General features: G+C 70.0%; 25 protein-coding genes. 10 read left to right on the forward strand and 15 right to left on the reverse strand.

Annotation, left to right across the window (positions count from 1 at the left end):
* Positions 1-4: 4 nt before the first annotated feature.
* Genes ACIPJ2_RS10300 through ACIPJ2_RS10315 form a run of 4 tightly spaced genes read right to left on the reverse strand, consistent with a single transcriptional unit; the run spans position 5 to position 4257 of the window.
* On the reverse strand, positions 5-1687 hold the full coding sequence (locus ACIPJ2_RS10300; RefSeq protein ID WP_402728740.1) for a cytochrome bc complex cytochrome b subunit: 1683 nt from the start codon (positions 1685-1687) through the stop codon (positions 5-7).
* A complete protein-coding gene (locus tag ACIPJ2_RS10305; RefSeq protein WP_402728741.1) occupies positions 1687-2754 on the reverse strand; it encodes a Rieske 2Fe-2S domain-containing protein in 1068 nt (355 codons plus the stop codon). Before ACIPJ2_RS10305 ends, ACIPJ2_RS10300 begins: the two co-directional genes overlap by 1 nt.
* A gap of 33 nt (positions 2755-2787) precedes the next feature.
* Positions 2788-3597 carry a c-type cytochrome gene (locus ACIPJ2_RS10310; protein ID WP_402728742.1) on the reverse strand — a complete coding sequence of 270 codons (810 nt, stop codon included), beginning with the start codon at positions 3595-3597 and terminating at the stop codon, positions 2788-2790.
* Positions 3598-3618: 21 nt separating this feature from the next.
* Positions 3619-4257 (reverse strand): heme-copper oxidase subunit III, encoded by a 639-nt coding sequence (locus tag ACIPJ2_RS10315; RefSeq protein ID WP_402728743.1) that lies wholly within the window; start codon positions 4255-4257, stop codon positions 3619-3621.
* Positions 4258-4328: 71 nt separating this feature from the next.
* Here ACIPJ2_RS10315 and trpD point away from each other — a divergent pair, with 71 nt between their 5' ends.
* Positions 4329-5384: an anthranilate phosphoribosyltransferase gene (trpD, locus tag ACIPJ2_RS10320; RefSeq protein ID WP_402728744.1), complete on the forward strand. Its 1056-nt coding sequence runs from the start codon at positions 4329-4331 to the stop codon at positions 5382-5384.
* Positions 5385-5473: 89 nt separating this feature from the next.
* On the opposite strand, the gene glpK is transcribed toward trpD, so the two are convergent.
* A complete protein-coding gene (gene glpK, locus ACIPJ2_RS10325; RefSeq protein WP_281264575.1) occupies positions 5474-6985 on the reverse strand; it encodes a glycerol kinase GlpK in 1512 nt (503 codons plus the stop codon).
* Between the two features lie 30 nt (positions 6986-7015).
* A complete protein-coding gene (locus ACIPJ2_RS10330; RefSeq protein WP_281264576.1) occupies positions 7016-7738 on the reverse strand; it encodes an MIP/aquaporin family protein in 723 nt (240 codons plus the stop codon).
* Positions 7739-8045: 307 nt separating this feature from the next.
* On the opposite strand from ACIPJ2_RS10330, the gene dhaK reads away from it, so the two are divergent.
* Genes dhaK through dhaM form a run of 3 tightly spaced genes read left to right on the forward strand, consistent with a single transcriptional unit; the run spans position 8046 to position 10487 of the window.
* Positions 8046-9047 carry a dihydroxyacetone kinase subunit DhaK gene (gene dhaK / locus ACIPJ2_RS10335; protein ID WP_402728745.1) on the forward strand — a complete coding sequence of 334 codons (1002 nt, stop codon included), beginning with the start codon at positions 8046-8048 and terminating at the stop codon, positions 9045-9047.
* 31 nt (positions 9048-9078) lie between these two features.
* Entirely contained in the window at positions 9079-9705 is a 627-nt protein-coding gene (gene dhaL, locus ACIPJ2_RS10340; RefSeq protein WP_402728746.1) for a dihydroxyacetone kinase subunit DhaL, read from the forward strand.
* Positions 9702-10487 carry a dihydroxyacetone kinase phosphoryl donor subunit DhaM gene (gene dhaM / locus ACIPJ2_RS10345; protein ID WP_402728747.1) on the forward strand — a complete coding sequence of 262 codons (786 nt, stop codon included), beginning with the start codon at positions 9702-9704 and terminating at the stop codon, positions 10485-10487. Before dhaL ends, dhaM begins: the two co-directional genes overlap by 4 nt.
* A 6-nt stretch (positions 10488-10493) precedes the next feature.
* Here dhaM and ACIPJ2_RS10350 read toward each other — a convergent pair whose 3' ends face one another.
* Positions 10494-11057: a TetR/AcrR family transcriptional regulator C-terminal domain-containing protein gene (locus tag ACIPJ2_RS10350; RefSeq protein ID WP_402728748.1), complete on the reverse strand. Its 564-nt coding sequence runs from the start codon at positions 11055-11057 to the stop codon at positions 10494-10496.
* Positions 11058-11087: 30 nt separating this feature from the next.
* Between ACIPJ2_RS10350 and ACIPJ2_RS10355 the strand changes: the two genes are divergently transcribed.
* The gene (locus ACIPJ2_RS10355) at positions 11088-12332 is read left to right on the forward strand and encodes a beta-ketoacyl-[acyl-carrier-protein] synthase family protein (protein WP_402728749.1); all 1245 of its coding nucleotides are present in this window, start codon (positions 11088-11090) and stop codon (positions 12330-12332) included.
* Between the two features lie 15 nt (positions 12333-12347).
* Here ACIPJ2_RS10355 and ACIPJ2_RS10360 read toward each other — a convergent pair whose 3' ends face one another.
* Complete coding sequence (locus ACIPJ2_RS10360; RefSeq protein ID WP_281264582.1) at positions 12348-13181, reverse strand: helix-turn-helix domain-containing protein; 834 nt, start codon at positions 13179-13181, stop codon at positions 12348-12350.
* 101 nt (positions 13182-13282) lie between these two features.
* Between ACIPJ2_RS10360 and ACIPJ2_RS10365 the strand changes: the two genes are divergently transcribed.
* Positions 13283-13963, forward strand: a complete 681-nt coding sequence (locus ACIPJ2_RS10365) for an SDR family NAD(P)-dependent oxidoreductase (protein ID WP_402728750.1) — start codon at positions 13283-13285, stop codon at positions 13961-13963.
* Positions 13964-13981: 18 nt separating this feature from the next.
* Here the strand turns inward: ACIPJ2_RS10365 and ACIPJ2_RS10370 are convergent, their stop codons facing one another.
* From ACIPJ2_RS10370 to ACIPJ2_RS10380, 3 genes are all read right to left on the reverse strand, one after another.
* Positions 13982-14569 (reverse strand): copper resistance protein CopC, encoded by a 588-nt coding sequence (locus ACIPJ2_RS10370; RefSeq protein WP_402728751.1) that lies wholly within the window; start codon positions 14567-14569, stop codon positions 13982-13984.
* Positions 14570-14595: 26 nt separating this feature from the next.
* The gene (locus ACIPJ2_RS10375) at positions 14596-15036 is read right to left on the reverse strand and encodes a GNAT family N-acetyltransferase (RefSeq protein ID WP_402728752.1); all 441 of its coding nucleotides are present in this window, start codon (positions 15034-15036) and stop codon (positions 14596-14598) included.
* Between the two features lie 167 nt (positions 15037-15203).
* Positions 15204-16658 carry an MFS transporter gene (locus ACIPJ2_RS10380; RefSeq protein ID WP_402728753.1) on the reverse strand — a complete coding sequence of 485 codons (1455 nt, stop codon included), beginning with the start codon at positions 16656-16658 and terminating at the stop codon, positions 15204-15206.
* Between the two features lie 52 nt (positions 16659-16710).
* On the opposite strand from ACIPJ2_RS10380, the gene ACIPJ2_RS10385 reads away from it, so the two are divergent.
* Together ACIPJ2_RS10385 and ACIPJ2_RS10390 are read left to right on the forward strand one after the other, a co-directional pair.
* Positions 16711-17322, forward strand: a complete 612-nt coding sequence (locus tag ACIPJ2_RS10385) for a TetR/AcrR family transcriptional regulator (protein ID WP_402728754.1) — start codon at positions 16711-16713, stop codon at positions 17320-17322.
* 60 nt (positions 17323-17382) lie between these two features.
* Positions 17383-19491 carry a transglycosylase domain-containing protein gene (locus tag ACIPJ2_RS10390; protein ID WP_402728755.1) on the forward strand — a complete coding sequence of 703 codons (2109 nt, stop codon included), beginning with the start codon at positions 17383-17385 and terminating at the stop codon, positions 19489-19491.
* Positions 19492-19523: 32 nt separating this feature from the next.
* Here ACIPJ2_RS10390 and ACIPJ2_RS10395 read toward each other — a convergent pair whose 3' ends face one another.
* A complete protein-coding gene (locus ACIPJ2_RS10395) occupies positions 19524-20096 on the reverse strand; it encodes a dihydrofolate reductase family protein (protein WP_402728756.1) in 573 nt (190 codons plus the stop codon).
* 50 nt (positions 20097-20146) lie between these two features.
* Here ACIPJ2_RS10395 and ACIPJ2_RS10400 point away from each other — a divergent pair, with 50 nt between their 5' ends.
* Positions 20147-21178, forward strand: coding sequence for an alcohol dehydrogenase catalytic domain-containing protein (locus ACIPJ2_RS10400; protein WP_402728757.1), 1032 nt, complete (start codon positions 20147-20149; stop codon positions 21176-21178).
* 68 nt (positions 21179-21246) lie between these two features.
* Here ACIPJ2_RS10400 and ACIPJ2_RS10405 read toward each other — a convergent pair whose 3' ends face one another.
* Positions 21247-21558 (reverse strand): hypothetical protein, encoded by a 312-nt coding sequence (locus ACIPJ2_RS10405; RefSeq protein WP_402728758.1) that lies wholly within the window; start codon positions 21556-21558, stop codon positions 21247-21249.
* 55 nt (positions 21559-21613) lie between these two features.
* Here ACIPJ2_RS10405 and ACIPJ2_RS10410 point away from each other — a divergent pair, with 55 nt between their 5' ends.
* On the forward strand, positions 21614-22042 hold the full coding sequence (locus ACIPJ2_RS10410; RefSeq protein ID WP_402728759.1) for a hypothetical protein: 429 nt from the start codon (positions 21614-21616) through the stop codon (positions 22040-22042).
* Between the two features lie 299 nt (positions 22043-22341).
* On the opposite strand, the gene ACIPJ2_RS10415 is transcribed toward ACIPJ2_RS10410, so the two are convergent.
* Positions 22342-22503 carry a hypothetical protein gene (locus ACIPJ2_RS10415; RefSeq protein ID WP_281264593.1) on the reverse strand — a complete coding sequence of 54 codons (162 nt, stop codon included), beginning with the start codon at positions 22501-22503 and terminating at the stop codon, positions 22342-22344.
* Between the two features lie 335 nt (positions 22504-22838).
* Positions 22839-25205: an ATP-binding cassette domain-containing protein gene (locus tag ACIPJ2_RS10420; RefSeq protein ID WP_402728760.1), complete on the reverse strand. Its 2367-nt coding sequence runs from the start codon at positions 25203-25205 to the stop codon at positions 22839-22841.
* Between the last annotated feature and the right edge of the window lie 9 nt (positions 25206-25214).

Below are 25214 nucleotides of genomic sequence, written 5' to 3' on the forward strand. Positions count from 1 at the left end.
TGCGTCAGTGACCAGCGCCGACCTGGGGGGCCTGGTGGCTGCCCTCCACGCCGTGCCCGTGGTGCGCTGCGTGCGCGGCGTCGAGCTCGGCCTTCGAGACCGGCGCGATGCGGTCCTCGAAGAAGAAGCGCGAGGCGCTCGCACGCATCTTCTGCAGGGGAGTGATCTGTCCCTTGGCGTTCGGACGGATCATCAACGGCTTGTAGTCGTTGAACTGCAGCAGACGCCAGCGCTCGTACTCGTCGAGCTGCTCGTGGACCTCGATGTACTCACCGTGCGGAAGACGGACGATGCGGCCCGACTCGTACCCGTGGAGGACGATCTCGCGGTCCTTCTTCTGCAGCGCGAGGCAGACGCGCTTCGTGATCCAGAAGGCCACGAACGGACCGAGGACCGTCGTCGCCTGGATCACGTGGATCACCGAGTCGACGGACACCAGGAAGTGCGTCGCGATGATGTCCGAGCTCGCCGCCGCCCAGAGGCTGGCGTAGAGCGTGACACCGGCAGCCCCGAAGGCCGTGCGGGTCGGCGCGTTGCGCGGGCGGTCGGCGATGTGGTGCTCACGCTTGTCGCCCGTGACCCACGCCTCGATGAACGGGTAGATGAAGATCGCGAGGATGAGCCCCACGAGCACCGCGATCGGGACGAGGATGTTGAACGACACCGTGTAGCCGAACCACACGACCTCCCAGTGCGGCGGCACCAGACGGAGCGCACCGTCCGCGAAGCCGATGTACCAGTCGGGCTGGGTACCGGCGGACACGGGGGACGGGTCGTACGGGCCGTAGTTCCAGATCGGGTTGATCGTGAACAGCGACGCGATGAGGGCGAGGATGCCGGCGACGATGAAGAAGAAGCCACCGGCCTTCGCGGCGAACGCCGGGAGGATCGGGACACCCACGACGTTGTCGTTGGTCTTGCCGGGGCCCGCGTACTGCGTGTGCTTGTTGATCACCACGAGGACGAGGTGGACACCGAGCACCGCGACGAGGATCGCCGGCAGCAACAGGATGTGCAACGTGTACAGACGGCCGACGATCGCGGTCCCGGGGAACTCGCCGCCGAACAGGATGTACCCGATCCACACGCCGATGACGGGGACGCCCTCGATCATGCCGACGATGATGCGGAGCCCGTTGCCGGAGAGCAGGTCGTCGGGGAGTGAGTAGCCCGTGAAGCCCTCGGCCATGGCCAGCACCCAGAGGACGAAGCCGAAGACCCAGTTGAGCTCACGCGGCTTGCGGAACGCGCCGGTGAAGAACACGCGGGCCATGTGCAGCATCACCGAGGCGACGAACAGCAGGGCCGCCCAGTGGTGGATCTGCCGGACGAAGAGCCCGCCGCGGATGTCGAACGAGATGTTCAGCGTCGACTGCAGCGCCGTCGACATCTCGACGCCCTTGAGCGGGATGTACGAGCCGTCGTAGACGACCTCTGCCATGGACGCCTGGAAGAAGAACGTCAGGAAGGTGCCCGAGAGCAGGATCACGACGAAGCTGTAGAGCGCGACCTCACCGAGCATGAAGCTCCAGTGGTCGGGGAAGATCTTGCGACCGACCTCCTTCACCAGCCCGGAGATGCTCGTTCGTTCGTCGATGTAGTTGGAGAGCCCGCCGATGATGCGGGATCCGCGGTCCGGAGCCGGCTTGGTGCCGGTTGCGGGCTGCTGTGTCGTGGTGGTGGTCATCAGCGTGCACGCTCCCAGAAGGACGGGCCGACCGGTTCGTGGAAGTCGCTCTGCGCTACCAGGTACCCGTCGTCGTCGATCGCGATCGGAAGTTGGGGGAGGGGACGAGCCGCCGGTCCGAAGATGACCTCGCAGTTGTTCGAGACATCGAAGGTCGACTGGTGGCAGGGGCACAGCAGGTGGTGCGTCTGCTGCTCGTAGAGCGCGACCGGGCATCCGACGTGGGTGCAGATCTTGGAGTAGGCAACGATACCGTCGTAGCCCCAGTTCTCGTGGCCCTTGGCCGGATTGAGGTCCTTCGGGTCGAGGCGCATCAGGAGCACGGCTGCCTTGGCCTTCTCCTCGAGCATGTCCTCCTTGTCGAGCAGCCCGTCGGGGATGACGTGGAAGACCGAGCCGATCGTGACGTCGGACGCCTTGATCGGGAGACCGGTCGGGTCCTTCGTCAGGCGGGTGCCCTTCGCCCACATGGTGTGGCGGAGGAGCTCGTTCGGGTCGGCGGCGGGTGCGAGGTCACGCACGAGCACGATGCCCGGGAGCGGGAACGCAGCGAGGGCCCCGATCATCGAGTTGCGGATCAGCTTGCGACGGCTGAACCCGGACTCCTTGTCCGCCAGCTGGAAGGCCTCGACGGCCTTCGCACGGGTCGCGTCGGAGCCACGCGTGGGGTGGCGGTCCTCGGAGATCTCGCGGTCGCTGACGAGCGACTTGGACCAGTAGACCGCGCCGAGGCCCAGGCTGAGCAGCGCGAGCGCGATGGCCAGGCCGAGGAAGAGGTTCCCGGTGCGGACCGTGCTGAAGTCGTCGGCCTTGATCGGGAAGGCGACGTACGCCGCGATCGACAGGACGCTCGCGACGATCGACACGTAGAAGAACGTGGCGACCTGGCGCTCGGCCAGACGCTGCTTCTTCGGGTCGACGTCGGTGCGGCGTGCGCGGTGCGGCGGCTCACCCGGGTTCTCGAACGGCTCGGCGGGCAGGACCGCGGTACCGGGCGACGTCGTGCTCGTGCCGTGCTTCTCGACAGCCGAGGACGAGTTCAGTGCCTCGTCGTCGTGCTCTGCCATGGTGTTCCCTTCAGTGTCGTGCGACACGGACGATCAGTTGGACTTCGCGGTCAGCCAGACGGTCATCGCGACGACCGCCCCGAGTCCGAAGATCCAGATGAACAGACCCTCTGCCACCGGGCCGAGGGCGCCGAGGCCGAAACCACCGGGCGAGGAGTTGTCCTGCACGTACTTGAGGTACGTGATGATGTCGGCCTTCTGCTGCGGCGTGATGTTCAGGTCGTTGAAGACCGGCATGTTCTGCGGGCCCGTGACCATGGCCTCGTAGATGTGCTTGCCGCTGACGTCCGTCAGCTTCGGCGCGTACTTGCCCTCGGTCAGCGCGCCACCGGCGCCGGCCACGTTGTGGCACATGGCGCAGTTGATGCGGAAGAGTTCCGCACCGGCAGCGGCGTCGCCGTCCTGACCGTTGGTGAGCGACTCGGACGGGACCGACGGGCCTGGGCCGAGCGAGGCGACGTACGCGGACAGGGCGTCGATCTGCTCGTCCGAGAACTGCGACGGCTTCTCCTCGGCCTGCGGGCCCTGGGCAGCCATCGGCATGCGGCCGGTGCCGACCTGGAAGTCGACCGACGCGGCGCCGACACCGATGAGGGACGGGCCCTCGCTGGTGCCCTGCGCGGAGAGGCCGTGGCAGGTGGCGCAGTTGGACGCGAAGAGCTTCTGGCCCTCGTTCACCTGCGACTGGCTCGATGCGGCGACCGTGCTGACGTTGTCGTCCGCGTTCGCCGTGGAGCTGAACAGTGCGTAGGCACCGCCGGTGGTCATCAGCGCGACGGCGATGAGCGACACGGTCGCCAGCGGGGAGCGGCGGCCCTTCTTGGACTTGGTTCTGTTGAACATGCGGTGGGTGCTGTCCGATTCCTACTTGAGAAGGTAAATGACTGCGAAGAGGCCGATCCAGACCACGTCGACGAAGTGCCAGTAGTACGACACGACGATGGCCGTGGTGGCCTCCTTGTGGCCGAAGTTCTTGGCGGCGAAGCCACGGCCGAGCGTCAGGAGGAAGGCGAGCAGGCCACCGGTGACGTGGAGGCCGTGGAAGCCGGTGGTGATGTAGAACGCCGAGCCGTACGCGCTCGAGGAGAGCGTGACGCCCTCGTGCCAGAGGTTGGCGTACTCGAAGATCTGGCCGCAGACGAAGACCGCACCCATGCAGTACGTGACGAAGAACCACTCCGTCATGCCCCAGTCGCGCGGGTTCCAGCTGGTGCGGTGCACCTGGAAGCGTTCGGCGGCGAAGACGGCGAACTGGCACGCGAAGCTGGACAGCACCAGGACGATGGTGTTCACGGAGGCGAACGGCACCTCGAGCTTGGCGGTCTCGGTCGCCCAGAGCTCGGGGGAGGTGCTGCGCAGCGTGAAGTAGATCGCGAACAGGCCGGCGAAGAACATGACCTCGCTGCCCAGCCACACGATCGTCCCCACGGCAACGGGGTTCGGCCTGTTGAGGACCGTACCGCTGGCTGGTCTGGAGAGAGGGGTGCTTGTCACAGTGTCCATTATGGCCGAAACCTCGGACAGTGTTTTGCCAGGCAACTGGCGGGTCGTTCGAAAACAGTACGATCCTGGGTATGTCTGACGTTCTCTCCTGGCCTGCAGTGATCAGCGCGCTCATGGCGCGCGAGGACCTCACGATCAGGCAGTCCACATGGGCGATGGAGGAGATCGTGCACGGCCGGGCCACCGATGCGCAGATCGCGGCGTTCGCCGTCGCCCTCCGCGCGAAGGGCGAGACCGTCGACGAGGTGGTCGGGTTCCGCGACGCGATCCTCGACGCGGCGGTCCCGCTGGACGTCGACCCGATGGCGCTCGACATCGTCGGGACCGGGGGCGACGTCGTCGGCACGGTGAACGTGTCGACCATGGCTGCGATCGTCATCGCGGCCGCGGGCGTCCCCGTCGTGAAGCACGGCAACCGCGCGAGCTCGTCGAAGTCCGGGTCGAGCGACGTCCTCGCCGCACTCGGTCTCGACCTGTCGATGGACGCCGAGCACGTCGCCGAGACGTTCCGGCGTGTCGGCCTGACCTTCGCCTTCGCGAGCGCGTTCCACCCCGGCTTCGCGCACGCCGCCCCGGTCCGCCGGGAGATCGGCGTGCCGACGGTGTTCAACTTCCTCGGCCCGCTCGTCAACCCTGCTCGGTGTGAGGCGAACGCCGTCGGGGTCGCCCAGCTCGACCTCGTGCCGATCATCACGGGCGTGTTCCAGACCCGTGGCGCGACGGCGCTCGTGTTCCGCGGCGACGACGGCCTCGACGAGCTCACCACGACCGGTCACAGCCACATCTGGGAGGTCACCGGCGGCCGGGTCACGGAGCACGACCTCGACCCGCGGGACCTCGGCATCCCCCGGGCACGGATTGAGGACCTGCTCGGCGGCGAGCCCGACGTCAACGCCGCGATCGTCCGGCGCGTCCTGGCGGGGGAGACCGGTCCGGTCCGCGACATCGTGCTCCTCAACGCGGCCGCCGGCCTGGTGTCCTTCCGGCTCGCGCAGGACCCGACCGAGTGGGACCGTCCGATCCTGCACCGCTTCCGCGAGCAGCTCCTCGTCGCCGCCGAGGCGATCGACTCCGGCGCCGCCGAGCAGAAGCTCGCCGACTGGGTGACCGCAGCGCCCGTCTGGTAGGCGCGTACGGACCAGACCGAAGACGGGAGGCCCGGTGCCGGTTCATGGAACCGGCACCGGGCCTCCCGGCGGTGCAGTGGACTGCAGGACTACTGGACGTCCTCGTCGACCCAGTCGAAGGTCTTCGTGACGGCCTTCTTCCAGAGGCGCAGCGTGCGGTCACGCTCCGCCGGGTCGAGCTTCGGCTCCCAGCGCTGGTCCTCCTGCCAGTTCGCACGGAGCTCGTCGAGGTTCGCCCAGAACCCGACCGCGAGGCCCGCGGCGTAGGCGGCGCCGAGCGCCGTCGTCTCCGCGACGACCGGTCGGACGACCGGCACGTCGAGGATGTCCGCCTGGAACTGCATGAGCTCGTTGTTGGCGGTCATGCCGCCGTCGACCTTGAGTTCGGTCAGGTCCACACCGGAGTCGGCGTTGACCGCGTCGAGGACCTCGCGGGTCTGCAGCGCCGTCGCCTCGAGGGCCGCACGCGCGATGTGCCCCTTGTTGACGTAGCGGGTGAGGCCGACGATCGCACCACGGGCATCAGGACGCCAGTACGGCGCGAACAGGCCGGAGAACGCCGGGACGAAGTACACGCCGCCGTTGTCGTCGACGGTCTTCGCGAGCGCCTCGACCTCCGGTGCGCTCTGGATCAGTCCGAGGTTGTCGCGGAGCCACTGGATGAGCGAGCCCGTGACGGCGATCGAGCCCTCGAGCGCGTAGTGCGTCTCCTGGTCGCCGAGCTTGTAGCCGACGGTCGTCAGCAGCCCGTTCTCGGAGCGGACGATGTCCGTGCCGGTGTTGAAGATCAGGAAGTTGCCGGTGCCGTACGTGTTCTTCGACTCGCCCTTGTCGAACGCGGCCTGGCCGAAGGTCGCGGCCTGCTGGTCGCCGAGGATGCCGGCGATCGGGACCTCGCGGAGCAGACTGGACGACTCGACGTGGCCGTAGACCTCGGAGGAGCTGACGATCTCGGGGAGCATCGACTTCGGCACACCGAAGTCGGCGAGGATGTCGTCGCGCCACTGCAGCGTCTCGAGGTCCATGAACAGCGTGCGGGACGCGTTCGTGACGTCGGTCTTGTGGACGCCGCCGTCGACGCCACCGGTCAGGTTCCAGAGGACCCAGGTGTCGGTGGTGCCGAAGAGCAGGTCGCCCGCCTCGGCCTTCTCACGGGCGCCCTCGACGTTCTCGAGGATCCACATGATCTTGGTGCCGGCGAAGTAGGTCGCGAGCGGGAGGCCCACGATCGACTTGTACCGGTCCGTGTCGCCGTCCGCGAGCTTGTCGACGATCGACTGCGTGCGGGTGTCCTGCCAGACGATGGCGTTGTAGACCGGCTTGCCGGTGGTCTTGTCCCAGACCACCGCGGTCTCGCGCTGGTTCGTGATGCCGACCGCCGCGACGTCGTGGCGGGTGATGTCGGCGCGGGACAGTGCCTGGCCGATGACCTCACGGGTGTTGTCCCAGATCTCGGCGGGGTCGTGCTCGACCCAGCCGGCGCGCGGGAAGATCTGCTCGTGCTCCTTCTGTCCGGTCGAGACGATCGACCCGGAGTGGTCGAAGACGATCGCTCGGGTGCTGGTCGTGCCCTGGTCGATGGCGACGATGTAGTCGGCCATTGGTGCTCCTTACGGGTTCGTTCGGTGGGTTCAGGCGAGGGGGAGGAGCGCGTAGGACAGGCCCGCCGCGATCGCTCCACCGAGGAGGGGGCCGACGACCGGCACCCAGGCGTAGGCCCAGTCGCTCGAGCCCTTGCCCTTGATGGGCAGGAAGGCGTGCGCGATGCGCGGGCCGAGGTCACGGGCGGGGTTGATGGCGTACCCGGTCGGGCCACCGAGGCTGACACCGATCGCGATCACGAGGAAGGCGACGGGGATGGCTCCGAGCTCAGCGGGGGTCTTGCCGTTCGTGAAGGCGATCACGACGAAGACGAGCACGAAGGTGCCGATGATCTCGGTGACGAGGTTCCAGCCGTACGAGCGGATCGCGGGGCCGGTCGAGAAGACGCCGAGCTTCGCAGCCGGGTCCGGCTCTTCGTCGAAGTGCTGCTTGTAGGCGAGCCAGACGATGACGGCGCCGATCACGGCACCGATCATCTGGGCGAGCCAGAAGAGGAACATCTCGCCGATGGTGATGTTGCCGAGGATGGCCTGGGCGAGGCTGACCGCGGGGTTGAGCTGGCCGCCCGACTTGTAGGAGACGGTGACACCGGCGAAGACCGCGAAGCCCCAACCGATCGTGACCATGAGGAAGCCCGCGCCGAAGCCCTTGGACTTCTTGAGGGACACTGCGGCGACGACACCGCCACCCAGGATGATGAGCATCGCGGTGCCGACGAGCTCAGACAGGAACTTGACTCCGATGCCGTCCATCGGTGACCTCCATTGCGCTGTGGTTTGGGGGTCCCGGGCTGCACCGACACTCCCCATCGAGTGATTGTGGCGAGCATACTGCTGGGTTTTCGCGGCGCGCGATGGACACGTGAGCGATCTGCGCGAAAGTGCACGAACGTGCATCCGGGATGTGCGTCCGCCAGCCCCGGGGGCTGCCCGCGACGACCCTGCCGTGCACGAACGTGCAGATCGGACGAACGCCCGCCCGTTGTATGTTGGGCGCACTCCGGACGACGTCGGCGGTGTGCAGGCCTCGTCTCGGCGTCGACACCCGTGGAGGCCACACATGAAGAAGCTCATCAACGACCCGCAGGACGTGGTCATCGAGACCGTCCGCGGGTTCGCCCAGGCACACGCCGGGCACGTCGTCCTGGTGGAGGACCCGATCCACCTGCACCGTACTGATGCGCCGAAGCAGGGCAAGGTCGGCCTGGTCAGCGGCGGCGGCAGCGGGCACGAACCCCTGCACGCCGGGTTCGTCGGACACGGGATGCTCGACGCCGCCGTTCCCGGCCCGGTGTTCACGAGCCCCACGCCGGACCCCATCGTCGCCGCGACGAAGGCCGTCGACGGCGGCGCCGGCGTCTTGCACATCGTGAAGAACTACACCGGGGACGTCCTCAACTTCGAGACGGCGGCGGAGCTCGCCGGCATGGACGACATCCGCGTCGAGTCCGTCGTGGTCGACGACGACGTCGCCGTGCAGGACTCCCTCTACACAGCCGGCCGCCGCGGTGTCGCCGGCACCGTCGTCGTGGAGAAGTGTGCAGGCGCCGCCGCCGAACGCGGCGACGACCTGGACGCGGTCGCCGCCGTCGCCCGGCACGTCAACGACGTCACGCGGTCGATGGGCCTCGCGATCGCGCCGGGCACCGTGCCGCACGCCGGGGAGCCGTCGTTCACCCTGGCCGACGACGAGGCCGAGCTCGGCATCGGGATCCACGGAGAGCCCGGCCGTGAGCGGATCGCGATGGCGCCGGTCGACGAACTCGTCGACCGGGTCCTCGAACCGATCCTGACCGACCTCGCCGCACCGGCTGGCGCACGCCTGCTCCTGTTCGTGAACGGCATGGGTGGAACCCCGCTGTCGGAGCTGTACATCGCCTACCGACGCGCCGCAGAAGTCCTGTCCGACCGCGGCTACGAGGTCACGCGTAGTTTGGTCGGCGACTACGTCACGTCCCTCGAGATGCAGGGGTTCTCGATCACCGTCACGGTGCTCGACGACGAACTGACCACACTCTGGGACGCACCGGTGGAGACCCCAGCACTGCGCTGGGGCCGTTGACACCGCACCGACCGCAGGAAGGGAACGAGAATTGGCGCTCGACACCGCATGGGCCATCGACTGGGTGCGCCGCACCGCCGCGACGATCGACGAACACCGGGCGGAGCTCGTGACGCTCGACCGGGAGATCGGTGACGGCGACCACGGCGAGAACCTCGACCGGGGCTTCCGCGCCGTGCTCGAAGCCGTCGACGGCGGTTCGTTCGACACACCAGGCGCCGTGTTCAAGACCGTCGCCACGAAGCTGATCTCCACGGTCGGCGGTGCGGCGGGTCCGCTGTTCGGCACCGCGTACCTCAAGGCGGCCCAGGCAGCGGGTGACGCATCCGAACTCGACGCGGACGCGCTCGTCGCGGTCCTCACGGCAGCCAGGGACGGCGTCGTCTCCCGCGGCAAGGCCGCGGTCGGCGACAAGACGATGATCGACGCGTGGACCCCGGCGGTCGACGCCGCGGCCACGGCGGCGCAGGCCGGCGAGTCCCCGGAGCGGGTGCTCGAGGCGGCAGCGGACGCGGCCGTCACCGGCGCGGAGTCGACCGAGCCGCTCGTCGCCCACAAGGGCCGTGCGAGCTACCTCGGCGAGCGGGCGGTCGGGCACCGCGACCCGGGGGCGCAGTCGACCGCCTACATCCTCCGCGCAGCCGTGGACGCGGCGTGACCGTCGGGATCCTGGTCGTGTCGCACAGCGCGGCGGTCGCGACCGGGACCGTCGAGCTCGCCCGCCAGATGGCGGCCGACGTGCAGCTCGTCGCCGCCGGGGGTACCGAGGACGGCGGTATCGGCACCTCGTTCGAGGCGATCACGGCCGGCATCGAGGAGCTCGCCGATGCCGACGCGGTCGTCGTCCTGTGCGACCTCGGGTCCGCGTACCTGACGACGGACACCGCACTCGACTTCCTGGACGACGAGGTGCGCGCGCGGGTGCACGTGTCCGATGCCCCGATCGTCGAGGGAACGGTCGCCGCCGCCGTCGCGGCCCAGACGGGTGGCGACGTCGACGCGGTGCTCACCGCCGCGGCGTCCGCCGCAGCCTCCGGATCGGACGCGAGCACTGCCTCCCGTCCGGTGGACGGCGACCAGTCTGGGCCCACGTCGCCGGTTCCGGATCGACGCGCCAGCGGCGAGACGGCCGTGCCGATGGGGAGAGGCTCGGTGCCGGACGAGCAGGCCGGCCCCGATGACGAGGTGGCCGCGTCCACGACCGTGGAACTGGTCAACGAGACCGGCCTGCACGCCCGCCCCGCTGCGGACTTCGTGAAGACCGCCGCGAAGTACGACGCGGCCGTCCGCGTGAACGGCGTGGACGCGAAGAGCCTGCTCGGCATCATGGCGCTCGCCCTGCCGAAGGGCGCCACGGTGACCATCGAGGCTTCTGGGGGCGACGCGCGGGACGCCGTGAACGCGCTCGAGGCGCTCGTCCGGTCCGGCTTCGGGGAGTAGTCGCCGTCAGTCGGTGATGCTGATCGTCGCGGCGACGTCGACGTCGGACGGCCCGCCGACGGCGCCCGCCGTGGCGAACAGCACGGCACCGAACACCGCGCTCCAGAACGTCCGGGCATCACGCGCCACGCCGCGCTCGCTGTGCCAGCCGTGGTCAGCGGTGATGCGGTCGAGGTAGCGCTCGGACTGCCGGAAGAGCACCGCGAGCAGCGTGCTCGTGCGATCGCGGAGGCGGGCGTCGTCCTGCGCGGTGCCGAGCGCCGTCACCAGGAGGGCCGTCGACGGCATCGCCAGCGCGGTCCGCGCCAGCACCGACCGGAGTGCCTCAGGGGTCGTCGCACGACGCCCGGCAGCCTGGAGTCGCGTGGTGTCACGAAGGAACCGGGCGAACGCCGCGTCGACGACGAGACGGTCCTTCGACCCGAAGTGGTGCGTGATCTGGTTCGGGTAGACCTCGGCGACCCGTGCGACGTCGCTGACGGTGAGTGCACGGGGACTGCGGTCACCGAGGAGGTCGGCCGCCGTGTCGAGGATCCGTGCCCGCGTCGCCGAGCCGCGTGTGCTTGCCATGCCCGGATTGTACGTGGTACAACTCAACTTGTGCAGCATACAAGTAACGATCTCCACGACGTCGTCATCACCGGGTCCGGCGCGGTCTCGCCGTTCGGACACGGCGTCGCCCCGCTCTGGGACGCGCTCGTCGCCGGTCGGTCGGGCGTCCGGACGCTCGATCGGCAGGGCGATCTCTGGGCGCAGGTGCCGATCCGCATCGGCGCCGATGCCGCGCTCGACGCCGATGGTGCGCTCGGGCGGGTCCGCGCGCAGCGTCTCGACCGCAGCCAGCAGCTCGCCCTCGTCGCCGCTGCCGAGGCGTGGGCGGACGCCGGCGCGCCGGACGTCGACCCCGATCGACTCGCCGTCGTGGTGGGCACGGGCATCGGCGGCATCGAGACGCTCCTCGACGCGCACGACGAACTCGGTCGGAACGGTGCCAGGCGCGTGTCCCCGCGAACGGTGCCGATGCTCATGGCGAACGGTGCTGCGGCACAGATCAGCATCGCACTCGATGCTCGCGCCGGCGCGTACACGACCGTCTCCGCCTGCGCGTCGGGAGCCGAGGCGATCGCGCTCGGTGCCCGTCTGATCCGCTCGGGGGAGGCGGACGTGGTCGTCGCCGGGGGAGCGGAGGCGGCGGTGACCCCGGTGACGATGGCGTCGTTCGCCCAGTCGCAGGCGCTCGCGAAGCCGGACGGCGACGACCCGACCACCCTGTCGCGACCTTTCGACGCCGCCCGGCGCGGGTTCGTGCTCGGGGAGGGGTCGGGGCTCGTCGTCCTCGAGCGTGCCGACCACGCCGCCGCCCGCCGTGCACGGGTGCGTGCGCGGCTCGCGGGTTGGGGCATCACCTCCGACGCCTTCCACATCACCGCACCGCGGTCGGACGGTTCCGGACAGGAACGCGCGATGCTCCAGGCGCTCCGGATGGCCGGACTGCAGGGGACCGACGTCGACCACGTGAACGCACACGCCACCGGGACGCCGGTCGGCGACACGAGCGAGGCGGCCGCGATCGCCAGGGTCGTCGGTACGGATGCCGTGGTGACGGCGCCGAAGAGCGCGATCGGCCACATGTTCGGCGCCGCAGGTGCCGTGGAGACGATCCTGACGATCCGAGCGCTGGAGACCGGCACCGTGCCGCCGACGCTCAACCTGGAGCGGCTGGACCCGGAGATCGACCTCGACGTCGTGTCCGGCGTCGCACGGCAGGCGCCGATGCGGGCCGCACTGAACAACTCGTTCGGCTTCGGTGGCCAGAACGCGTCGCTGCTCCTGACGGCCGCGTGAGCCGGTCGTGGTGGGTCAGCGGGGCGCCAGGTCCTGCAGCCCGGTGACCCGGAGCAGGTCGAGCTTGTCGGCGTCGTCCGATCCGGGGACCGCCGTGTAGACCACGATCCGCAGGTCCCCGCCCGGCACGCTGAGCACGTCGCAGTCCACCGTGATCGGTCCGACGGCGGTGTGGAGGGTCTTCCGGCTCGCTCGGTGCTCCGCTACCCGCGCGACCGCCCACCGGCGCTCGAACTCCGGCGACTCCCGTCGGAGCCGGGCCACCAGCTCGGCGAGTGCCCGGTCGCCCGGGTACTTCCCCACGGCGACGCGCAGGTCCGCCACGAGGTCGCTGGAGAACTCCTCCTGGTGGTCGTCGTCGTACTCGATGCCGTCGTGGCCGAGCATGAAGTGTCGCCAGACCAGGTTCCGCTCGATGCCCACGAGGCGTTCCGGGTCGCCGGTGAGCGCCGCCCAGAGGTCGTTCCAGAGCAGCGTGTCGTGCGCCGCCGTGAACACCGCGAGCGGGACGTCGCCGAGACGGTCCACCATGCGCTGGACCCCTGGTGTGACGTGGCGGGGGACGACGCTGCGTGACGGCGGAGCGGCGTCGGCGACGCGGAACAGGTGGTCCCTCTCCTCGGTCGTCAGCCGGAGTGCGGTCGCGAGGGAGCCGAGCAGCTGCGGCGACGGGTTCACCGAGCGCCCCTGCTCGAGCCGGACCACGTAGTCGACGCTCACACCGGCGAGCGCGGCGAGTTCCTCGCGACGGAGTCCTGGTGTGCGTCGCCCGGGGCCGGCTGGGAGGCCGACCTCCTCGGGCCGGACCCGATCGCGCCAGGACCGCAGCACACTCGCGAACTCGCTCATGGCCCCATCATCGCCCCGATCGGCCGGGTCGGCCTGGTACTCCGGGTCCCACCGTCGACCGGCACCTGGGAGGCCTACCGCGTGCGGTCCAGGCTGGGTGCATGACCACCACACTCATCACCGGAGCCAACCGGAGCCTCGGGCTCGAGACCGCACGACGACTCATCGACGCCGGCCACACCGTCTACGCCGGCATGCGCGACCCCGCGACCGGCGACGCCGCACGCGATCTCGGCGCGCACGTCCTCCGGCTCGACGTCACCGACCAGGCGAGCATCGACGCGGCAGTGGCGTCCCTGCCGGAACTCGACGTCCTCGTGAACAACGCCGGGATCCTCGGGACGTCGTTCGGCGTCGACGACCTGGACGCCGACGCGATCGCGCACGTCCTCGACACCAACGTCTCCGGGATCGTCCGGGTGACGCAGGCGGCGCTGCCCCGTCTCCGGCAGTCGGCGAACCCGGTGATCGTCAACGTGGCTTCTGGCGTCGGGTTCGCGCGCTGGCTGACCACCCCCGGCCGGGACGAGTACCCGGTGCCGTCGATCCCCTACGCGGCGTCGAAGGCAGCGGTGATCGCGCTGACCGTGCAGTACGCGAAGAACCTGCCCGACTTCCGCGTCAACGTCAGCGACCCCGGGTACACGGCGACGGAGTTCAACGGGTTCGGCGGCCACCAGACCGTCACCGAGGGCACCGACGCCACGGTCGCCCGGGCGACGCTCGACCAGAGCGGCCCGACGGGCGAGTTCCACGACCGCGACGGACGCATCGCGTACTGACGCTCAGTCCTCGGCCGCTCATTCCTCGTCGGGGGTCCGGCGTCCGCGGGTGGTGGCGACGAGCACGAGGGCCACGGCGAGCAGCAGCGCGCCGCCACCGATCCACGGCGCCGGTCCCGCGTACCAGGGGGATCCGCCGTCGGCCCCGGAGACGGGCAGGGCGGTCGGAGACCGCGTCACGTCGAGCGAGGATGACGACGGGCTCGGTACCGCCGTCGGCGTCGACGCGGCGGGCAGCGCGACCGTGAAGCCGAGCTCGCCGGTGATCGGGTGCCCGTCGGGGGAGACGTACCGCCAGAGCACCGAGTACGCGCCGTCCTCGACACGGACCCCGGTGGACATCGTCGTCCCGTCGACGAGCACCTCGCCGTTCGACACGTCGGTTCCGGCTGCGTCGCGGACCTCGATCCGGAGGCCGGCGTCGAGTCCGGCGAGCGGCGCCTGCGAGAACGTCAGCTCGACCCGCTCCAGCGGCGTCGTCACGGTCGCGCCGTCGGCGGGGTTGCTCGCGGTCAGCGCCGAGTGCGCGCTGGCCGGTTCCGTCGCGACGAGCGTGGTCAGGACGAGGACCGCTGCGGCGACCGAGGACTGGAGGATGCGACGCATGCGTCCATTCTCCGGGAGGCTGGTGGTCAGTCGTGCACGTCGTGGCCGAACCCCGGGCCGGGCAGGACCATCCAGTTCGCCGGATCCGGCACCGGTCGGAAGCCGGACTTCTCGTAGAGGCCGTGTGCGTCCGCGGTGTAGAGCACGATCCGCTTGAGTCCGAGCGGCGCCAACGACGTCGTGATGCCCTCGACGAGGGCGATGCCGACGCCGCGGCCACGGCTGTCGGGGTCGACGAAGACGTCGGCGAGCCAGCCGAACGTCGCGCCGTCGGTGATCACCCGGGCGTACCCGAGCTGGACCCCGCTCGCGCCGTCGAACACGCCGAAGACCCGCGAGCCCGCCATCGCGGCGCGCTGCTGCTCGCGGGTCCGGCTACGCGCCCAGTAGGACTGCTCGCTCAGCCAGCGGTGCACTCGCTCGAAGTCGAGATCAGCCGGGTCGTCGGAGAACCGCAGGTCGCTCATCCGACCACCCAAGCAGGCGCGGCGCGGCGCGACAACGGCCGATCTCCGCGGAGTGGACCGGTGGTCCACTCGACCATGGCCGGACGGGAGGCTCGTGGCGGCGGTGCGCAGAGCCTCCCGTCCGCCTCGTGACCGGGCCGTCCGTCGACTGGGTCGATCGTGACGGGTCAGGCCGTCGGCTGCGCCGCGCCGCGGCGCGTCCGCGTCGTCGCCCACAGGACGAGCGCAGCGGCGACCACGGTCAGGGCGACGCTGCCGACCGTGACCGCCTCGTCGAACCCGGCGGCCTGCGCTGCGGTCCAGTGCGCCGACGCGATCGAGCCGGAGACGAGTGCGGCGAGGATCGTGCCGACGACCGCGAGGCCGACGCCGGAGGAGACCTCGGAGGCGGTGTCGACGAGTGCGGCGCCGATGGTGGTGCGGTCCTCGGGGAGGCCGCGGAGGACGTTGACGCCGGCGACGACACCGACCACGCGCATGCCGGCGGCGACGAGCACCAGCGCGGTGGCGACGGCGACGTAACCGGTGCGACCGAGCAGCGCGAACACCGCGAGTCCGAGGACCACGGAGGTGGCGCTCATCCACGCCGCACGCCCCAGACCGACGCGCTGGACGAACGGTCCGACGAACCGGCCACCCGCGATCAGGACGACGACCTGCGGCAGCATGCCGACGGCGGCGAGCGCGGGGGACCAGCCCCAGGCGAGCTGGAGCTGCAGGGTGACGAGGTACCCCATGCCCGCGACCGCGATGCCCGTCGCGGCCTTGTAGGCGAGACCGGCGGACACCAGCGGACGAGCGACCAGGGCGAGGTCGAGGAGCGGGTGTCGGGCCGTGCGCTCGCGCACGACGAAGAGCACCACCGCGAGGGCTGCGGCGGTCGTCGCGATCCACGGTCCGACGGCGCCGACGCCCTCCTGCACGAAGAGCGTGGGAGCCACGAGCGCGCAGACGATCGCCGCCGTGCCGAGGACAGCCCCGAGCACGTCGACGGGGTCGCGGTGGAGCTCCGTCGGGTCGTCGCGAGCGATGCCGGTGCGGATCCCGAGGAACGCGAGTGCAGCGATCGGGACGTTGACGAGCAGCAGCACCTGCCAGGGGGCGACCGCGAGGACGAGCCCGCCGACCGTGGGGCCGATCGCGAGTCCGACGAGGCCGACCGTCGAGATCACCGTGGTGGCGCGGACCCGCAGGTCGTCCTCGCGGAAGAGCCGGAAGGCCAGCGCCATCGACCCCGGTGTCGTCATCGCGGCGGCGATGCCCATCACGATCCGGACGGCGACGAGCTGCTCGACCGTCGTCACGAACACCGTCGCCAGGCTGGCGAGCCCCAGGAGCACCAGTCCGAGGAGCATCACGCGGCGGCGGCCGAACCGGTCAGCGACGGCGCCGAACCCGAGCATCAGACCGCCGAACACCACCGCGTAGGAGCCGGTCACCCACTGCAGGGCGGTCGTGCTCGCGTGGAGTTCGCGCCCGATCGTCGGGAGCGCCACGTTGAGGATCGAGTTGTCGAGCATCTCGAAGAGGAACACCGCCGACAGACCGGCGAGTGCGACCCACGCATCACGGAGCGAGGCGCGAGACTGCGGGATGATGACGTCGGACTGGTTGGTGGACATGTCGTTAGGTTAACCGACTAAAGTTAGTGACACAAGGCACGAAGGAGTCGGCATGCCCAGGACCGCGACCCGCGGGGGACCGCAGACGCGCGAGAAGATCGCGTCGACGGCGGCGGAGCTGTTCCTCGAGCACGGGTTCGACGCGGTGACGGTCGCGCAGATCGCCCGGGCCGCCGGGGTCTCGAGCGTCACGGTCTTCAACCACTTCCCACGCAAGGAGGACCTGTTCCTCGATCGTTCCGACGAGGCCCGCGAACTGCTCGTCGGAGCCGTCACAGAGCGCGCGGACGGTGTCGGGGTGGGGGAGGCCCTGTCCGGCCTGTTCCACCGACTCGCCGACGAGCACCATCCGCTGTCCGGGCTCGATCCACGGTCCGTGCCCTTCTTCCGGACGATCGCCGGGTCGCCGGCGCTGCTGGCGCACGCTCGTGCGATCGCCACGGAACTCCAGGCCGCGCTCCGCGACGCGCTGTCGTCGGACCCGGCGTTCCCGGCGGACGCAGGACTGGCAGCGGCGTACGTGGTCGCCGGGTACGCCTCGGTGCTCGTCGAGACCGCCGGCCGCGTGCTCGCGGGGGAGTCGAGTGACGACGTCGCAGCTGCACATCGCGCGCGCGTCGAACGCCTCGTCGACACGCTCCGTCACGGCGTTCTGCCAGCCTGACCCCGGACATCCACACCGATCACCCAGTGCACGTCATGTCGCATGCAGGACAGTGTGCGCATGGCAACACAGGAGAACCGCTCGGGGGTCGGAGCGTTCATCGGGTTCATCGGGTTCAGCACGCTCGCCGGGCTGCTCGTGACCGTCGGTGTCACCCCCGCGATCGCCGTGCTCGGCGTCACCACGACCTCGACGATCGACGTCTTCGACTCGCTGCCGGAGTACATCGAGATCGGTGACCTGCCGCAGCGCAACGAGGTGCTCGCGTACCAGGGCGGCCAACCCGTGCACCTGGCCACCGTGTACGACCAGAACCGCGAGGAGCTGCAGCTCGACGAGATCAGCGAGTACCTCCGGTACGCGGCCGTGGACGGCGAGGACAAGCGGTTCTGGGACCACGGCGGCGTCGACGCGTCGTCGGTCGTCCGTGCCGCCGTCGGCAGCCTGGCCAGCGGGGGACTCGGCGGGTCAGGTGGCGCGTCGACGCTGACGATGCAACTCGTGCGCAACATCAAGATGCAGCAGGCGCTCGAGCTCCCGACGCAGGAGGAGGTCGACGCCGCGTACCGCGAAGCCATCGAGCCGTCGGCGTCCAGGAAGCTCGCGGAGATGAAGCTCGCGATCGGTCTCGAGAAGCAGTACTCCAAGAAGGAGATCCTCGCCGCCTACCTCAACATCGCCTACTTCGGCGACCAGACCTACGGTGTACAGGCCGCGGCGCAGCGCTACTTCGGCAAGGACGCGACGAACCTCACACCGGCCGAGGCTGCTTCGATCCTGGCGATCGTGCAGTGGCCGGAGAAGCGCAACCTCTCCGATCCGTCGCACTACCCGGCGAACACCGAGCGCCGAGACGTCATCCTCGGGTCGATGCACGCGCAGGGGCACCTCACCCGGGCCCAGTACGACGAGGCCATCGCGGCGCAGCCGGACCAGTACGTCCACCTGACCGCGCCGTCGCAGGGGTGCGTGGCCGCCGCCGGGGTCGGATCCCAGTTCTTCTGCGACTACGCCGTTCGGGTCGTGAAGACGATGACGCAACTCGGCGCGACCCAGGAGCAACGGGACGTCGCGTGGCGGAACGGTGGCTACACGATCCAGACGAGTCTCGACCTCGAGCTGAACGGCCAGCAGAAGGGCCTGCTCGACACGTACGACCCGAACACCGAGGCCAGGATCGCGCTCGGATCGACGCTCGACACCGTCGAGGCGTCCACCGGTCGCGTGCTGACGATGGCGCAGAACCGGAACTACAACCAGCTGCCGTCCTGCGCGGCGGTCGACTCGGACCAGGGCGCCTGCGCACCGGCGACGGACACGAGCATCAACTACAGCGTCGACCAGGACCGCGGCGGTGGGATCGGCTTCCAGCCGGGCTCCACGTACAAGCTGTTCACCCTGCTCGCGTGGCTCGAAGCCGGTCGGAGCGTGAACGCCGTCGTGAACGGGACACCACACACGACGAGCCGCTGGACGCAGTGCGGTGAGACCATCACCGCGGCGTGGAGCCCGAAGAACGACTCCCCAGGGCAGCGCGGCAACTTCACGGTGGCCGCCGCGACCGCCGGGTCCGTGAACGCGGCCTACGCGTCGATGGCGGCGAAGCTCGACCTCTGCGACATCCGCGACGTCGCCGCCAAGCTCGGCGTGCACCTCGCAGCGGGAGGCGACCTGCCCGCGAACCCGGCGTCGATCCTCGGCACGTCGAACATCGCCCCGCTGACCATGGCGTCGGCCTACGCGGCGGTCGCGAACGGCGGTGTGTACTGCGCCCCGACCGTGATCGATGCCATCACCGACCGGAGTGGGAAGTCGCTCGGCGGGCAGCAGCGCTCCTGCACGCAGGCACTGTCACCGGCCGTGGCGGACACCGCGTTCCGCACGATGCAGGGGACCGTCGCACGGGGGACGGCCGTCGGCGCGCAGACACCGGACGGCACGCCACTGTTCGCGAAGACCGGCACCACCGACGACGCCGACCAGATCTGGCTCGTCGGTGGGAGCAAGCAGGCCGTCACCGCGTACTGGCAGGGGCTCACAGACGGGAAGAAGACGAACCTCCGGCACTACGGGAGCGGAGCGGGCGGCACGTACGCGAGCATGCGGTCGAACGTCTGGAAGCAGGCGCAGACCGCGGTGAACCAGGCGATGCGGGCGGCGGCCGGCTGAGGTCAGGGGCGCGGCCGGCCGGTTGGCTGGTGTCAGCGCCGGGGTCGGTAGACGTTCGCCATCGCGCCGCCCACGAACGTCGTCGAGCTGACGAGCTCGAGGTCCAGCTCGCGGGGGAGTCCGGCGAAGAGGGCGTCCCCATCTCCGAGCGCGACCGGCAACACCACGAGCCGGTACTCGTCGACCAGGTCGGCGTGCACGAGGCTCCGGCAGAACGTAGTGCCACCCTGCGCGAGCACGACCCCGTCGCGCTCGGCCTTGAGGCGGGTGACCTCGGAGGCGAGGTCCCCGTCCGCGACCCGCGCGTCCCGCCACACCGCGGCGGCCTCGAGCGCGCGAGGGTCGAAGCCGGTCCGGGTGAACACGACCTTCTGGACGCTGTTCATCGCCTCCGCGACGGGCATCGTCGCGGTCGACCAGAACCCGGCGATGGACTCGAACGTCCGGCGACCGAAGACGTGGACCGCGGCGCTCGCGACAGTGTCGGTCACCCAGGCCGCCGAGTCCGGAGTGCTCGCGCGGAACATCCAGTCAGAGCCGTCCGCGCCGCTCGTGAACCCGTCCAGTGACATCGACATCTTCAGGACCAGTGCACCCACGGTCACCACCCACCTCGTCCGCTCGTTCTGGCTGCTGTCCCTGCCATGATGATCCGGTGCGCGCAGTCATGTACCAGGAGTTCGGTGCCACCCCGACGATCGTCGACGTGGATCGGGAACCGTGCCCGCCGCACGGCGTCGTGGTGCGGGTCGCGGCGACCGGCGTCTGCCGGAGCGACTGGCACGCGTGGCGCGGCCACGACGACTCGGTCACGCTGCCGCACGTCCCCGGACACGAGTTCGCGGGCGTCGTCGTCGAGGCCGGAACCGAGGTCCGCGACCACCGGGTGGGGGACCGGGTCACCGCGCCGTTCGTCTTCGCCTGTGGGACCTGCCCGGAGTGCCTGGACAGCGCCACCCAGGTCTGCACGCGGCAGGAGCAGCCGGGGTTCACCCTGCCCGGGTCGTTCGCCGAGGAGCTCGTCGTCCCGCAGGCCGACCTGAACCTCGTGGCGTTGCCCGACGCCGTCGGGTTCGCCGAGGCCGCTGGACTCGGGTGTCGCTTCGGGACGGCGTACCACGCGCTGCACGCCCGCGGCCGCCTGCGTGCGGGGGAGCACGTCGCGGTGTTCGGGTGCGGCGGTGTCGGACTGTCGGCCGTGATCATCGCGATCGCAGCAGGTGCACACGTCGTCGCCGTGGACGTCTCGCCCGGTGCGCTCGCACGCGCAGAGGCCCTCGGAGCGACGACCGTGCCGTCGGGGGAGCGGGCCGTGGAGCGGGTCCGGGAGCTGACCGACGGCGGAGCGCACGTCTCGGTCGACGCCTACGGCAGTCGCGCGACCTCGGTCGCTGCCGTTGCGTCACTCCGCGCGCGGGGCCGGCACGTGCAGGTCGGGTTGCTCCTCGACGACGAGGCCGCGCCGGCGATCCCGATGGGCCGGGTGATCGGCGAGGAACTCGAGCTGCTCGGCAGCCACGGCATCTCCGTCGGTGAGTACGCCGCGATGCTCGACGACGTCGTCGCCGGACGACTGCGTCCGGACGAGTCCATCGGACGGACGATCGACTTCTCGGAGCTGCCCGCCGCGCTCCAGGCCATGGACGGACCGAGCTCGTCGGTGGGGATGACCGTCGCGGTCTTCTGAGCCCACGCTCGGGACCCCAGACAGGTCGCGCGCCCCATCACACGCATGTGATGGGGCGCGCCGTCGTGTCAGTCCCGCTCTTCGAGGGTCAGCGCGACGCCGAGCGCCATGAACGTCGGCGCCCAGTGGCCGACGAAGATGCCCCATCGGTCGGACTGTGCCTTGTCGTGGTGCTTGTTGCCGCGGGAGAACAGCCAGCTGATCAGCGAGAGGGCGATCGAGACGAACGCTCCGAGGTAGGCGTAGTCACTGCGGAAACCGATGCTGCTGAGGTACTTGACGGGGTGCATGAGGTGCCTTTCGTCGGCGAGGACCGTCGAACGACGGCACTGCAACCGAGCCAACTCGTCGCCGTCCGCGACCACGTCCAGTTTCAGCACCCCGGAGCCGTTCCTGGTAGACCGGAACGTGCAACGGACCACCAGGGGAGTCTTGATGACATCGGAGCAGATCGATGCCCATGCGGAGGCGTTGATCACCTCGTTCGTGGAACCGGGCCGGCGCTCCCGGCTCGCCGGACTCCGCGGCTCGGTGTCCGCCAGACGGAAGTTCGCGATCGAGGTCGCACTCCGACAGCCGTTCCGAACCGATCGGCGCTTGCCGGTCGTCTCGGGAACGGATCCGGCTCCCGAAGCGGTGTTGCGACAGCTCGAAGCGCTCGGCGCGACGGCGGACACACCGTGTGTGGTGTTCACGGTCGACGGAAATGAGTTCGTCCAGGATCTCCGGTCGGCCCTGGACGAGCACGCCGGACAAGCTGGAGGCGTCGTGGTGTCGGTCGCGCCCGGCGCGCTGGTCTACACGGAGTCCGAGCGGGGAGACCGGTTCGTCCTGCAGCGTCCGCGAACGGACGAGCTGACATAATATGCATTATCGGCGCTTATGTGGACACCCGGCCCAAGAGCCCGGCCGCCCCGATGAGGTTGCTCGCAGGGGCCGTTGCATGCGAGTAGGACGATGTGTCCGATCGATGAGTCCGACGGTCGCGACAGGGATCCCATCGCCTCAGCTTGTGCCGACTCGTGGCCATCCGTGAGCTGACATAACGAGGGCGCCGCTGGCCACCGCCTCGACCGGTCCGAGACGACGACGGGCAGCATCGACTTCTCGTGAGATGCTGCCCGTCGCCGTTCGAGCGCGCCGTGTCCGTCTGACGACGTGCCCTACGACTTCTCCCCGTCCTCGGTGGGGACGTCGTCGGCGTCGATCTCGAGCGCCGCGCTCTCCTCCCCCGACTCCTCGAGCACCTCGGGCTCGGTGTCGGGCTGCTCGGGCGCTCCGCCTTGTGTGGTCTCTTCTGCCGGATCCGGCTGGCTGTAACTCATGGTCGCGACCGTACGCGCGCCACGCTGGAACGGCCGTCAGCCGCCGCCTTCCGGACTGGAGGCTCGGCTCGCTCCCGGCACCGCGCCTCCAGTCCGCCCGTGGTCGGCCTGGCCGTCCGCGCGAATGCGCAGAAAGCGCGACCGGAACACGACTCCGCCCGTAACTTCCGCGCACTCGATGTGGAGCCTGCACGCGACCGCACGCGACCGGTCGGGATCCGTCACCACAGACGATCGAGTGCGCAGAAAACGAGGCCGGAACCCCTTCCAGCCCGCAACTTCCGCGCACTCGATGTGGAGCTCACACTCACCGGCACGCACCGGCACCCGGCCGCTCAGCCCCCGACGTACTCCGCCAAGTGCTGCCCGGTCAGCGTGGACCGCGCGGCGACCAGCTCGGCCGGCGTCCCCTCGAACACCACTCGCCCACCGTCGTGCCCCGCGCCGGGCCCGAGGTCGATGATCCGGTCCGCGTGCGCCATCACCGCCTGGTGGTGCTCGATCACGACGACGCTCTTGCCCGAGTCGACGAGCCGGTCGAGCAAGCCGAGGAGCTGTTCGACGTCGGCCAGGTGCAGGCCGGTCGTGGGCTCGTCGAGGACGATGATCCCGCCGGACTCCCCCAGGTGCGTCGCGAGCTTGAGCCGCTGGCGTTCGCCGCCGGACAACGTGGTGAGCGGCTGCCCGATCGTCAGGTACCCGAGGCCGACGTCCACGAGCCGTTCGAGGACCACCCGGGCCGGGGCGACGCGGGTGTCCCCTGCGGCGAAGAAGGCCGCGGCGTCCGCGACCGACATCGCGAGCACCTCGCTGATGTCCTTCCCGCCGAACCGGTACTCGAGCACCGACTGGTCGAAGCGCTTGCCGTCGCACTCCGCGCAGGTGGTGGAGACCCCGGCCATCAACCCGAGGTCGGTGTAGATCACCCCGGCGCCGTTGCACGCCGGGCACGCCCCCTCGGAGTTGGCGCTGAACAACGCCGGCTTCACGCCGTTGGCCTTCGCGAACGCCTTGCGGATCGGCTCGAGCATGCCGGTGTAGGTCGCCGGGTTGCTCCGCCTGGAGCCCTTGATGGCACTCTGGTCGATCGCGACGACGTCGTCCAACGGCGAGAGCGACCCGTGGATGAGCGTGCTCTTCCCGGAGCCCGCGACCCCGGTGACGACGGTGAGCACCCCGAGCGGCACGTCGACGTCGACGTCCTGCAGGTTGTGCCGGTGGGCGCCGCGGATCTCGATCGCGCCCGTCGGCTGCCGGACCGACGGCTTCACCGAGACCCGGTCGTCGAGGTGGTTCCCGGTGACGGTGCCGCTCCCCCGGAGTCCGTCGAGCGGTCCCTGGTAGCAGAGCGTCCCGCCCGCGGTGCCCGCGCCGGGCCCGAGGTCGACCACGTGGTCGGCGATCTGGATCACCTCGGGCTTGTGCTCCACCACGAGCACCGTGTTGCCCTTGTCGCGGAGCCGGAGCAGCAGCCCGTTCATCCGCTCGATGTCGTGCGGGTGCAGGCCGGTGCTCGGTTCGTCGAACACGTAGGTGACGTCACTGAGCGAGGACCCGAGGTGCTTCACCATCTTCACGCGCTGGCCCTCGCCGCCGGACAGCGTGCCGGTGTGCCGGTCGAGCGACAGGTACCCGAGGCCGATCTCGACGAAGGAGTCCACGGCGTCGCGGAGCCCGTCGAGCAACGGTCCGACCGACGGCTCATCCAGGCGGTACAACCACGCTGCGAGGTCGGTGATCTGCATGGCACACACGTCGGCGATGCTCGCGCCGGCGATCCTCGACGACCGCGCGACCTCGTTGAGCCGCGTTCCGTCGCAGTCCGGGCAGGTGGTGAAGGTCACGGCACGGTCGACGAACGCACGGATGTGCGGCTGCATCGCTTCGCGGTCCTTCTGCAGGAACGACCGTCGGACGCGGAGCACGAGGCCCTCGTACGTCATGTTGATGCCGGCGATCTTGCGCTTCGTCGGCTCCCGGTAGAGGAAGTCCTGCCGCTCCTGCTCGGTGAAGTCCCGGATGGGCTTGTCCGCGTCGAAGTACCCCGACTCGGCGTACAGCCGGACGTTCCAGCCCTCTGTCCCGTAGCCGGGGATCGTGAGGGCGCCGTCGGACAGCGGCTTGGCGTCGTCGAACAACTGCGTGAGGTCGATGTCGCTGACGCTCCCCCGCCCCTCGCAGCGGGCGCACATCCCGCCGAGCCGGTTGAAGCTGACCTTCTGGGCCTTCGCGTCGGTGCCCTTCTGGACGGTGATCGCTCCGCCGGCCGACACGGTCGCCAGGTTGAACGAGAACGCGTTGGGCCCGCCGACATGCGGCTGCCCGAGCCGGCTGAACAGCACGCGCAGCATCGCGTTCGCGTCCGTCACGGTACCGACGGTCGAGCGCGGATCGGCCCCGATGCGCTCTTGATCGACGACGATCGCAGTGGTCAGGCCGTCGAGCACGTCGACGTCCGGACGGCCGAGCGTCGGCATGAACCCCTGCACGAAGACGCTGTACGTCTCGTTGATCATCCGCTGGGATTCCGCCGCCACGGTGCCGAACACGAGTGAGCTCTTGCCGGAGCCGGACACACCCGTGAACACCGTCAGCCGACGCTTCGGCAGGTCCACGTCGACGTCGCGCAGGTTGTTCTCGCGCGCGCCACGGACACGGATGCGGTCGTGGCTGTCTGCGATCGACGCGTCGCTGGTGTGCATGCCGATCAG

Origin of the sequence: Curtobacterium sp. NPDC090217 (assembly GCF_044746705.1) — a bacterium.
Taxonomy (GTDB): domain Bacteria; phylum Actinomycetota; class Actinomycetes; order Actinomycetales; family Microbacteriaceae; genus Curtobacterium.